This window comes from Enterobacteriaceae endosymbiont of Donacia simplex (assembly GCF_012568645.1).
Lineage (GTDB): Bacteria > Pseudomonadota > Gammaproteobacteria > Enterobacterales > Enterobacteriaceae.
This window is the reverse complement of the sequence record NZ_CP046192.1, coordinates 245,366-257,749: the sequence shown is the minus strand read 5'-3', so window position 1 is coordinate 257,749 and position 12,384 is coordinate 245,366. Positions and strand designations below refer to the sequence as shown.

11 protein-coding genes and 3 tRNA genes are annotated in these 12,384 nt (G+C 20.7%); 10 read left to right on the top strand and 4 right to left on the bottom strand.

The genetic code is table 11. The features are described 5' to 3' along the window. The first annotated feature begins 43 nt into the window (after nt 1–43). The 4 genes from rho (at nt 44) to GJU00_RS01170 (ending at nt 1,727) form a co-directional block, all read left to right on the top strand. On the top strand, nt 44–1,303 hold the full coding sequence (gene rho / locus GJU00_RS01185; protein ID WP_168893494.1) for a transcription termination factor Rho: 1,260 nt from the start codon (nt 44–46) through the stop codon (nt 1,301–1,303). A gap of 150 nt (nt 1,304–1,453) precedes the next feature. Then, nucleotides 1,454–1,527: transfer RNA gene (locus GJU00_RS01180), tRNA-Arg, on the top strand. Nucleotides 1,528–1,568: 41 nt separating this feature from the next. Continuing rightward, nucleotides 1,569–1,641, top strand: a tRNA-His gene (locus tag GJU00_RS01175). Between the two features lie 12 nt (nt 1,642–1,653). Then, nucleotides 1,654–1,727 (top strand) — tRNA-Pro (locus GJU00_RS01170). Nucleotides 1,728–1,751: 24 nt separating this feature from the next. Here the strand turns inward: GJU00_RS01170 and ribB are convergent. Then, nucleotides 1,752–2,399: a 3,4-dihydroxy-2-butanone-4-phosphate synthase gene (gene ribB / locus GJU00_RS01165; RefSeq protein ID WP_168893493.1), complete on the bottom strand. Its 648-nt coding sequence runs from the start codon at nt 2,397–2,399 to the stop codon at nt 1,752–1,754. A 193-nt stretch (nt 2,400–2,592) separates the two neighbouring features. Here ribB and GJU00_RS01160 point away from each other — a divergent pair, with 193 nt between their 5' ends. Beyond that, nucleotides 2,593–3,822 carry a multifunctional CCA addition/repair protein gene (locus GJU00_RS01160; protein ID WP_168893492.1) on the top strand — a complete coding sequence of 410 codons (1,230 nt, stop codon included), beginning with the start codon at nt 2,593–2,595 and terminating at the stop codon, nt 3,820–3,822. A 23-nt stretch (nt 3,823–3,845) separates the two neighbouring features. Here the strand turns inward: GJU00_RS01160 and GJU00_RS01155 are convergent, their stop codons facing one another. Both GJU00_RS01155 and tsaD read right to left on the bottom strand, forming a co-directional pair. Next, nucleotides 3,846–4,649, bottom strand: a complete 804-nt coding sequence (locus tag GJU00_RS01155; protein WP_168893491.1) for an undecaprenyl-diphosphate phosphatase — start codon at nt 4,647–4,649, stop codon at nt 3,846–3,848. 55 nt (nt 4,650–4,704) lie between these two features. After that, entirely contained in the window at nt 4,705–5,721 is a 1,017-nt protein-coding gene (gene tsaD / locus GJU00_RS01150; RefSeq protein WP_168893490.1) for a tRNA (adenosine(37)-N6)-threonylcarbamoyltransferase complex transferase subunit TsaD, read from the bottom strand. A 141-nt stretch (nt 5,722–5,862) separates the two neighbouring features. Between tsaD and rpsU the strand changes: the two genes are divergently transcribed. The 3 genes from rpsU to rpoD all read left to right on the top strand — a co-directional run bounded on the left by rpsU (nt 5,863) and on the right by rpoD (nt 9,802). After that, complete coding sequence (rpsU, locus tag GJU00_RS01145; protein WP_168893489.1) at nt 5,863–6,078, top strand: 30S ribosomal protein S21; 216 nt, start codon at nt 5,863–5,865, stop codon at nt 6,076–6,078. Between the two features lie 49 nt (nt 6,079–6,127). After that, entirely contained in the window at nt 6,128–7,858 is a 1,731-nt protein-coding gene (gene dnaG / locus GJU00_RS01140; RefSeq protein ID WP_168893488.1) for a DNA primase, read from the top strand. Nucleotides 7,859–7,999: 141 nt separating this feature from the next. Continuing rightward, complete coding sequence (gene rpoD, locus GJU00_RS01135; RefSeq protein WP_168893487.1) at nt 8,000–9,802, top strand: RNA polymerase sigma factor RpoD; 1,803 nt, start codon at nt 8,000–8,002, stop codon at nt 9,800–9,802. 74 nt (nt 9,803–9,876) lie between these two features. Here rpoD and map read toward each other — a convergent pair whose 3' ends face one another. Beyond that, the gene (gene map / locus GJU00_RS01130) at nt 9,877–10,656 is read right to left on the bottom strand and encodes a type I methionyl aminopeptidase (protein ID WP_168893486.1); all 780 of its coding nucleotides are present in this window, start codon (nt 10,654–10,656) and stop codon (nt 9,877–9,879) included. Between the two features lie 166 nt (nt 10,657–10,822). Here map and rpsB point away from each other — a divergent pair, with 166 nt between their 5' ends. Further along, nucleotides 10,823–11,530, top strand: coding sequence for a 30S ribosomal protein S2 (gene rpsB, locus GJU00_RS01125; RefSeq protein WP_168893485.1), 708 nt, complete (start codon nt 10,823–10,825; stop codon nt 11,528–11,530). 13 nt (nt 11,531–11,543) lie between these two features. After that, nucleotides 11,544–12,350: a translation elongation factor Ts gene (gene tsf / locus GJU00_RS01120; protein ID WP_168893484.1), complete on the top strand. Its 807-nt coding sequence runs from the start codon at nt 11,544–11,546 to the stop codon at nt 12,348–12,350. The last annotated feature ends 34 nt before the right edge of the window (nt 12,351–12,384 follow it).

Genomic DNA, 12,384 nt, shown 5'->3' with positions numbered 1-12,384 from the left:
TACAAATATTCAAGAATTATTCAAAGTTTAAGACCTCACCATTATGAATCTTACCGAATTAAAAAATAAACCAATATCAGAACTTATAGATTTAGGTGAAAATATTTATCTAGAAAATTTAGCTAGAATGCGTAAGCAAGATATTATTTTTACTATATTAAAACAACATTCCAAAAGTGGAGAAGATATTTTTGGTGATGGAGTATTAGAGATATTACAAGATGGATTTGGATTTTTACGTTCTTCTGATAGTTCTTATTTAGCAGGACCAGACGATATATATGTATCGCCAAGTCAAATTAGGCGTTTTAATTTACGTACAGGAGATACTATTTCTGGAAAAATACGTCCTCCAAAAGAAGGAGAAAGATATTTTGCATTATTAAAAGTTAATCAAGTTAATTTTGATAAGCCAGAAAATGCAAGAAATAAAATTCTTTTTGAAAATTTAACTCCATTACATGCAAATTCTAGATTAAGTATGGAAAGAGGAAATGGTTCTACAGAGGATCTAACAGCTCGTGTTTTGGATTTAGCTTCACCAATAGGAAGAGGGCAAAGAGGATTAATAGTTGCTCCACCAAAAGCAGGAAAAACAATGTTATTACAAAATATAGCACAAAGTATAGCATATAATCATCCTGATTGCGTATTAATAGTACTACTTATTGATGAACGTCCAGAAGAAGTTACTGAAATGCAAAGATTAGTAAAAGGAGAAGTAATAGCATCTACTTTTGATGAACCTCCATCTAGACATGTACAAGTATCTGAAATGGTTATTGAAAAAACTAAAAGATTAGTAGAACATAAAAAAGATGTTATAATTTTATTAGATTCTATGACACGTTTAGCTAGAGCATATAATACTGTCGCACCTGCATCTGGAAAAGTTTTAACAGGAGGAGTTGATGCTAATGCATTACATCGTCCTAAACGTTTTTTCGGAGCGGCAAGAAATGTTGAGGAGGGAGGAAGTTTGACTATTATAGCAACAGCTTTAATTGATACGGGATCAAAAATGGATGATGTTATTTATGAAGAATTTAAAGGTACAGGTAATATGGAATTACATTTATCACGTAAAATAGCTGAAAAGAGAGTATTTCCTGCTATAGATTATAATAGATCTGGGACAAGAAAAGAAGAACTATTAAGTTCACAAGAAGAACTTCAAAGAATGTGGATTTTAAGAAAAATAATACAGCCTATGAATGAAATAGATGCAATGGAATTTTTAATAAATAAATTATCAATGACAAAGACTAATAATGATTTTTTTGATATGATGAAAAGATCTTAACATTATTATATTTATATTTTTTATCAAAAATTATATTGAATTAAATTATTTAATATGTATTATTTTTTTATAAATATAAAAAATATTAAGAATTTTTTTATAAAAAAAACTAGACATTACAGGAATGAATTTGTAATATGTTAATTACATACACCCGTAGCTCAGTAGGATAGAGTACTGTTTTCCGAAAACAGAGGTCTCAGGTTCAATTCCTGTCGGGTGTAGATAAAAAGTTATTATAATTTTAAAATAATAAATTTTAATGGTGGTTATAGCTCAGTTGGTAGAGCACTGGATTGTGATTCTAGTTGTCATGGGTTCAATTCCCATTAACCACCCATAATTTTATTCGGCGAGTAGCGCAGTTTGGTAGCGCAACTGGTTTGGGACCAGTGGGTCGGAGGTTCAAATCCTCTCTCGCCGATAAAATTTTTAAATTTATATAAAATTAAATATTAATATTATTTTTAATAATATATTTTTTTAAATCATTAATAGTAATCACAACCATTTTATTCTTTTTTGCAAAAGATATTGTGTCAAATATTTTTGCCATAGATCCATCTTCATTAGTTAATTCACATAACACTCCTGTGGGTTTCATTTTTGCAATTTTTAATAAATCTATTGTAGCTTCAGTATGTCCTGATCTTTTAAAGATTCCTCCATTAACAGCTCTTAAAGGAAAAACATGTCCTGGTTTATTTAAATCATTAGGAACAACATTATTAGCAATAGCTGTTTTAATTGTTGTAAATCTATCTTTTGCTGATACTCCAGTAGATATACCTTGAGATGCTTCAATTGTAATGGTAAATCCAGTTTTATAAATACTAGTATTTTTTTTTACCATCATAGGTAATTTTAATTTTTTACGTAAATTTTCTGTAATACATAAACATATAATACCACTACCATATCTAATTAAAAAAGCTATATCAGATATAGAAATTTTTTCTGCAGAAAATACTATATCACTTTCGTTTTCTCTATTTTTATCATCTAAAATTAAAATTCCATATCCTTTTTGCAAAGAAAAAATAGCATTTTTCATACGTACTTCATAATTACCAAATTCTATATCAAGTATATTCATAAAATAATATTTATATTATAATTTAATAATATTATATATTAATATTTTAATATTATTTATTTATAAAAAAAATAAATAAATTAAGTATTTTAATAATTTTATAAAATTTTTTTTTTAATATTAATATATAATATTATTAAAATTTATTATTTAAATAATATAAACATATTATTAATTTTATGGAGTAATAAAATTGAAAACTTATTTAGTTGGTGGAGCTATACGTGATTATCTTTTAAATATAACAGTAACAGATAAAGACTGGGTTGTTGTTGGATCAAATATTAATTCAATGTTAAAATTAGGTTTTAAATTAGTTGGTAAAGATTTTCCTGTTTTTTTACATCCTAAAACTCATGAAGAATATGCTTTAGCTAGAACAGAATATAAATTTGGACATGGATATAAAGGATTTAAATATTGTGCATCTCCGAAAATTTCTCTTAAAGAAGATTTATTACGTAGAGATCTTACTATTAATGCTATTGCTCAAGATGAATTAGGAAATTTTTATGATCCATATAATGGATTAAATGATATTAAAAATCGTTTATTAAAACACGTTTCATCATCGTTTAAAGATGATCCTTTAAGAGTTTTACGAGTAGCAAGATTTGCAGCTAAATTAAAATATTTAAATTTTCGTATTCATGATAATACATTAAAATTAATGAAAATTATGAGTCATTCGGGAGAATTGTTATATTTAAAACCAGAAAGAATTTGGAAAGAAACATATAATGCTCTTCAATCAGCACATCCTCATGTTTTTTTTCAAATTTTAAAAAAATGTAATGCTTTATCTGTTATTTTTCCAGAAATAAATAGATTATATGGTATACCTGCTCCTTTAAAATGGCATCCAGAAAAAGATACAGGAATACATACTATGCTTACGTTAAAAATAATATCTAAACTTACAAAAAATGTATCAACAAGATTTGCAGCATTATGTCATGATTTTGGAAAAGGATTAACACCACGTAAATTATGGCCAAGACATCCAGGTCATGGTAAAGCAGGTATACCTTTAATTAAAAATTTATGTAAAAAATTAAAAATTCCTAATAATATAAAAAATTTATCTGTATTAGCTGCTAAAGTACATGATATTATTCATGATATATATAATCAAAAACCAAAAGATATATTAAATATATATAATATGATTGATGCTTGGAGAAAACCAGAAAGAGTAAAACAAATAGCATTAATTAGTGAATCTGATGCAAGAGGAAGATTAACACTAGAAAATATAGAATATAAACAAGGAAAATATTTTATTAAAATGTATAAATATATTTCTAAATTAAATATTAAAAATATAATAGAAATTAATAATTTAGAAGGTAGTGATATATCACAAAAAATTCAATATGAAAGATTAAAATTAATAAAATACTTTTTAAAATTAAAAAATTAAAATTTTATTTATATAATAAATTATTAATTAAAAATTAGTAATAATATTATCATTAATAAACGGTATAAAGTAAACCATTTTAAAGAAATATTATTTATTATATAAATAAATTTTTTAATAATAGTTAAACTGATAATAAATGAAATTAAAAAACCTATAAAAAATATTTTTATATTATTAAAATTTATTATTGAATAATTTTTATAAATCTCTAATAAATTTGCTCCAAAAATAACAGGTATAGATATTATAAAACATAATTCAGTTGCAACAATACGTTTAATACCTATTAATATACTAATTGATAATGTTGATCCTAATCTTGAAATACCTGGTAATAATGCTAAACTTTGAAAACATCCAATAAAAAAAATATTCATATATGATATATAATTAATGTTATTAATAACATATTTTTTAGGTTTAAGAATTTCTGAAAAAAATAATAATATTCCGCCAAAAAATAGTCCATAAATAATAAATTGAACATTATTTATTATTTTAATTTTATCATACAAAATTAATCCAATAAATATTACTGGTAATGTTGATATTATTATATGTAATATATTTATTTTTTTTTGATAAAAAAAATTATAATTAATTGTATTAAATATAATTTTTATAATTTTTTTCCAAAAAAATATTATTACTGCTAATGTAGATCCTAATTGAATAATTACTTTAAAAAATTGTAGATTATTATTCTTTATAATATTTAACATTTTAGAAAAAATAATAATATGAGCACTTGAAGATATAGGTAAAAATTCAGTTAAACCTTGAATTATACTTAATACTATATAAGAAAAATGATTTAATAACATTATTTAATATCTCAACTACTTAAATTTATTTTAAAAAATATTTTTTTTATAAAATTTAAATTTTATCTTCTAAAGATAATTTAGAATTTATATAAATATTTTTTAATATATATTTTTTATTTTTTGAAGAAAAACTTTTCGATCCAATATAGGCAATCATAGCTGCATTATCAGTACATAATTTTTTCTTACTATAAAATAATTTAATATTATTTTTTTTTAATTTTTTATGTAAAAATATTCTTAATTTTATATTTGAACTAACTCCTCCTGCAATTACTAATTGATTAATATTATATTTTTTTAAAGCTCTTAAACTTTTAATATATAGAGTTTCTATAACTGCATCTTCTAATGCACATGCAATATCTGCTCTAACTTTAAAATTTTTTAAATTTTGTTTTTTTATAAAATTTATTACAAATGTTTTTAATCCAGAAAAACTAAAATTTAAATTATTTTTTTTTAATATCATAGGTCTAGGAAATACAAATTTTTTTGGAGTACCATATTTAGATAATTTAAACAAGTTTTTACCACCAGGATAACTTAATCCTAATAATTTAGATATTTTATCTAAAGTTTCACCTACAGCATCATCTATATTTGTCCCTAATATTTTATATTCTCCAAATTTATATGTATAAACTAATTGAGTATGTCCTCCTGAAATTAATAAACCTATAAAAGGATATATAGGTTTATTTTTTTGTAACATAATTGAAAATAAATGTCCTTCCATATGATTTACTGGAATAATAGGAATATTTAAAGAAAAAGCTAATGTATGTGAAATCATTGCTCCTATTATTAAAGAATTTATTTGTCCTGGACCTGAAGTATAAGCTATTGCAGTAATATCACTTAAATTTTTTTTTATTTTAAATAAAGATTTTTTAATTAAAGGAATAATTTTTTTTAAATGATTTCGAGCTGCTAATTCAGGTACTACACCTCCGTATTTAGAATGTATTTTTTGGGTATAAATATTATTACATAATACTCCTAAATTATTATCATAAACTGCTACTGAAGTATCATCACATGATGTTTCTATTCCCATGAAAAGCATATTTACCCTTAAATAAATTAATTATTTTTTAAAATAAAGTAATATAAAAAAACTTATTTATATATTTTATATTATATACTATAATATAAAAATTATTATTAAAAATTAAATAAATATACAACAGGAAAAATTTATATTATTATGCCTATTATAAAAGTACGTGATAATGAACCGTTTGACTTAGCGTTGAGACGTTTTAAACGTTCATGTGAAAAAGCAGGAATTTTAGCAGAAGTAAGACGTAGGGAATTTTATGAAAAACCAACAACAGAAAGAAAAAGAGCTAAAGCTTCTGCAATAAAGAGACATGCTAAAAAAATATCTAGAGAAAATTCTAAAAGAATACGTTTATATTAAAAAACTATTATTTATTATAAAAAATAATAAATTATGAAAAATTATTTTTATGATTAAATATGTATCTCGTATATTTATTAATAATTTATTAGATAAAACAGATATTTTATATTTAATTAAAAATAAAATTAAATTAAAAAAAAAAGGAAAAAATTTTTTTGGAATTTGTCCTTTTCATTTAGAAAAAAATCCTTCTTTTGTAGTTAATTCTGAAAAACAATTATATCATTGTTTTGGATGTGGTGTACATGGTAATATTATTGATTTTGTTATGTATTATGAAAATTTATCTTTTCTTGAAAGTATAACATCATTATCAAATACATTTGGTATACCTATTATAGATAATAAATCCAATTCGTTAAAAAAAATATCTGAAAAAAATAATATTTATTATAAAATAATTTTTAATTTAAGTATTTTTTATAAAAATTCTTTGTTTAATATTTCAGGAAAGAAAGCTTATAAATATTTATTAAATAGAGGATTTAATTTATATATTATAAAGTATTTTTCTATTGGTTTTTCTCCTTTATATTGGACAAATAAAATTTTAAATAATACTAAAACTATAAAAATTTTACATGAAAAATTAGATATTCTAAAAATAAATAAAAAAAATAATAATTTTTATGATATTTTTTATAATAGAGTTATATTTCCAATTAAAAATATTAAAGGTTTTATAGTTGGTTTTGGAGGAAGAGTATTAAGAAATCAAAATCCTAAATATTTAAATTCATCAGAAAATTATATTTTTCATAAAAGTAATGAATTATATGGATTATATGAAACAAAAAAAGAGAATAATATTATAAAAAAAATATTAATAGTAGAAGGATATATTGATGTAATTACTTTATTTCAGTTTAATATAAAATATGCAGTAGCTGTATTAGGAACTTCTATTACTCATAATCATATAAAAAAATTATTCAATATAACAAATAAAATTATTTATTGTTATGATGGAGATAAATCAGGTATAGAAGCACAATGGAAATCTTTAAAAATAAGTTTACCTTATTTAGTTAATAATAAAGAAATAAAATTTATGATTTTGCCTAATAAAGAAGATCCAGATAGTTTAATCAGAAAAGAAGGAAAAATTTTTTTCGAAAAAAGAATTAATAATTCTTTATCATTTTCAAAATTTTTTTTTAAACAATTATTTTTAAAAAATTTATTTTCTTCTTGTGAGGAAAAAACTCATTTTATTTATAAGGCTCTATCATATATTAAATTAATTCCTGATTATTTTTTTAAAATAAATTTAATTCAAAAATTAGGAGAAAAAATAGGTATTATTAATTTTATTAATATATATGATCCAATGAAATATAAAAAAAAAACAATTATAAATAATAATTTTAAAAAAACTACTATTCGTATATTATTAAGTTTGTTACTACAATATCCAAAATTAATGAAATTTGTTCCAAAATTAAAATTTTTTAAAAGTTCGAATATAGATGGTTTATGTTTTTTTATAAAATTTGTTAATTTTTATAAAGATAAAAATATGACAACAGTTAAAATATTAGAACAATATAGAGGAACAAAATTAAAAAAAATTCTTGAAATTTTAGTAACATGGAACCATATGATTCCTGATAATAAAATAGAAAAATTTTTTCTTAATTTAATAAAAAAATTAAAAATAAATATTTTAGAAAATAGAATAGAATATCTAATATCTTTAGATAGAAAAGAAGGATTAAATTATAAAAAAAAACAAGAATTATGGTCTTTAAATAAAATATTAATTCAAAAAAAATAATTTGAAAAATTTGATAAAATATATTTAAAATATTATTAATAATATATATGTAGAATTTTATTTATTTAATAAATAATTTGTTTTAAATGTTATTTAATTAAAATGTATTTAGTATTAATAAATAAAAGTATGGAACTGTTTATGGATCATAACTCAACATCACAACTTAAACTTCTTATAAATCGTGGAAAAGAAAAGGGTTATTTAACTTATTCAGAAATTAATGATCATTTACCTGATAATATTGTAAGTTCTGATCAAATAAAAAATATTATTCAAATAATAAATGATATGGGTATTCAAGTAATGGATGAAGCTCCTGATAAAGATGATTTAATATTAAATAATAATACAAGTAATTTAACAGAAGCAGAAGATGAAGTCCAAGTATTATCTAATGTAGAATCAGAAATGGGAAGAACTACAGATCCAGTACGTATATATATGAGAGAAATGGGTACTGTCGAACTTCTAACAAGAGAGGGAGAAATTAATATAGCTAAACGTATAGAAGAAGGTATTAATCAAGTACAATCTTCAATAGCAGAATATCCTAATTCTATTAAATATTTATTAAAAAAATATGATAAAGTCCAATCTGGTAATCTTCGTTTATCAGAGTTAATACATGGTGTTATTAATTCTAATGTAAAAGAAAAAATTATTATTCCTAATCATCAAGAATTATCTAATCATATTCAAACAGAAAATAATGGAAATATTATAGATGATAATTTAGCAAAAGAAAAATTTTTAGAATTAAAAAGACAGTATTACATAACATCAATTTTTATTAAAAAAAAAGGTAGAAATCATCATCAATCTTTAATTAATTTAAAAAATCTTACAGATATTTTTAAACAATTTCGGTTAGTATCTAAAGAATTTAATTATTTAGTATCTAAAATGCGTTTTATCATGTCTCGTATACGGATAGAAGAATATAATATATTAAAAATATGTACTAAAAAATATAATATATCAAAAAAAAAATTTATATATATATTTTATAATAATGAAACTAATCAAAATATGTTTTTAAAAAAATTAAAACATCTTAAATTAAAACATAAATATTATTTACATAATGATGAAAATTTTTTCAATAAAATAAATAAAAGTATTATAAAATTAATTAATATTGAAAAAGAAACAGGATTAACAATAAAAAAAATTAGAAATATTAATAAAAATATTTCTATCGGTGAATTAAAAACTCAAAAAGCCAAAAAAGAAATGATTGAAGCTAATTTAAGATTAGTTATATCTATTGCAAAAAAATATACAAATAGAGGATTACAATTTCTTGATTTAATACAAGAAGGAAATATAGGTTTGATGAAAGCAGTAGATAAATTTGAATATAGAAGAGGTTATAAATTTTCTACATATGCCACATGGTGGATTAGACAAGCAATTACAAGATCTATTGCTGATCAAGCTAGAACAATAAGAATTCCTGTTCATATGATTGAAACTATAAATAAACTTAATAGAGTTTCTAGAAAAATTTTACAAGAGTTAGGTAGAGAACCTACACCAGAAGAATTATCTGAATATATGCTTATTCCTGAAGATAAAATTAGAAAAGTTTTAAAAATAGCAAAAGAACCAATTTCTATGGAAACACCTATAGGTGATGATGAAGAGTCACATTTAAGTGATTTTATAGAAGATAATACTTTAGAATTACCATTAGATTCAGCTACTTCAGAAAGTTTAAAAACAGCAACATATAATATTTTATCTAGCTTAACTCCAAGAGAAGCTAAAGTATTAAGAATGAGATTTGGTATTGATATGAATTCTGATCATACTTTAGAAGAAGTAGGTAAACAATTCGATGTAACTAGAGAAAGAATTAGGCAGATAGAAGCAAAAGCACTAAGAAAATTAAGACATCCTAGTCGATCAGAAATCTTAAAAAGTTTTTTAGATAGTTAAGTATTAATAATAAATTTTGATATAGTTAAGTAATTAAAAATTTTTAATTACTTAACTATATCAAATTCATATATTTATAAATATATTTTTTCTTCTTTTCTTAAAGTTAAAATTTTACTTCCAAAATTAGTAATAAGTACAGTATGCTCGTATTGAGCCGAATTAGTTTTATCTTTAGTTTTTACAGTCCAATTATCTTTTGTTAAATATACATCATGGTGTCCTATATTTATCATAGGTTCAATCGTAAATATCATACCTGGTCTTAATAAAATACCATAATCATATGATTTATAATGTAAAATTTGAGGATCTTCATGAAAATTTTTACCTATACCATGTCCACAGTAATTTCTTACAACAGAAAAATTTTTTGATTCTACATAATTTTGAATTACTTCTCCGATTTTATATAGTCTAATACCTGGTTTTAAAATATTAATTGCTTTATATAAACTTTTTTGAGTAGTTAAACACAATAACTTAGATTTTTTAGAAATTTTATTACCAACAAAAAACATTTTTGATGTATCACCATAATAATTATTATATAAAATAGTTACATCAATATTAACAATATCACCATTTTTTAGTATATCATTTTTATTTGAAATTCCATGACAAACAATATCATTTTTAGAAATACATACAGATTTTGGAAATCCATTATATCCTAAAGTAGCCGGTTTAGCTTTTTGAATTTTTGTAATATAATTATGACATATATTATTTATTTCTTCTGTACTAACTCCAGGTAATACATATTTTTCAATCATTTCTAATACATCTACAGCTAATTGACAAGATTTATAAATTTTTTTTATTTCTTCAGAACTTTTAATTATGATTTTCATTATTTTCTTTTTATAAATTTATTAATTATATAATAATAAATGTTATATTATAAATAATTAAATTAAATTTAAATAATATTTAAGATAATTACTCAAATAATTTTTTGTATATATATTTATTATATAATATTATTTCTATAATATATAAAATAAGGATAAATAAACTATGTCTATTTCTATTAATAAAATGTTTAAAGTAGGTGCACATTTTGGTCATCAAACTCGTTATTGGAATCCAAAAATGAAAAAATTTATTTTTAAATATAAAAATAACATACATATTATTAATTTAGATAAAACTATTATCATGTTTAATAATGCTTTAAAAGAATTAAAAAAAATAAGTTCTCGTAAAGGAAAAATTTTATTTATTGGGACTAAAAAAGCAGCATCTGAACTTATAAAAAAAACAGCAATTAATTGTAATCAATTTTTTGTAAATCATCGTTGGTTAGGAGGAATGTTAACTAATTGGAAAACTGTAAAACAGTCTATTAAAAAATTAAAAGAATTAGAATTACAAAAAAAAAATGGAATTTTTAAACAATTAATAAAAAAAGAAATTTTAACAAGGAATAGAGAATTATTAAATTTAGAAAAAAGTTTAGGTGGTATAAAAAATATGGGAGGATTACCTGATGCAATATTTGTTATTGATGTAAATCATGAAAAAATTGCTATTAAGGAAGCTAAAAAATTAAATATTCCTATTTTTGCTGTAGTAGATACTAATTCTAATCCTGAAGGAATTAACTTTGTTATACCTGCTAATGATGATGCTATCCGTGCCATAAAATTATATTTACACTATGTGACTAAAGCTATTTTTAATAAAAATTTACATATTAATAATAAAAATAATTTAAAAAATTAATTAGGAGATAATATTGAAAATTAATATTAATAAAATTAAAAAATTAAGAAATATAACAAATATTAGTATTATTGAATGTAAAAAAGCATTAATAGAAACAAAAGGAAATATTAATCAAGCTATAGATTATATAAGAAAATATGAAAAAATAGAATCTATTAAAAAATCTAACAATCAAACAAAAGAAGGAGTAATTTTAAATTATCTTATTAAAGATTTTGGAATATTACTAGAAATAAATTGTCAAACCGATTTTGTAGCAAAATCAATACAAATTATAAATTTTGGAAATAAAATTTTAAAATATATATTTACAAATAATCAAACAAATATATCTATAATAAGAAAAATTTTTAATAAAGATAGGATAAAATTAATTGGAATATTAAAGGAAAATATATATATCAATCGTTTAAGTTATATTAAAGGAAAATTTATAGGAAAATATATACATCATAATAATCGTATTGGTGTAATGATTAAATCTAATCTAGATAATAATTTATTAATGAAACAGATTGCGATGCATATAGCAATGTTAAAACCTGATTATATTAGTAAAAAAGATATTCCGAAAAATATTATAAATCATGAATATCAATTACAAAAAAATATTGCGTTACAACATAATAAATCTAAAATAATTATAAAAAAAATAATAGAAGGACGTTTACAAAAATTTATAAATAATATTACTTTATATAATCAAAAATTTTTATTAGATAATAATAAAACAGTACTACATTTTTTAAATGAAAATAATATGCAAATTTTAAAATTTATATGGTTAGAATTAGGTACAAATATTATTAAAAATTAATTGTTTTATTTATATATTCTAATAAAATATATTT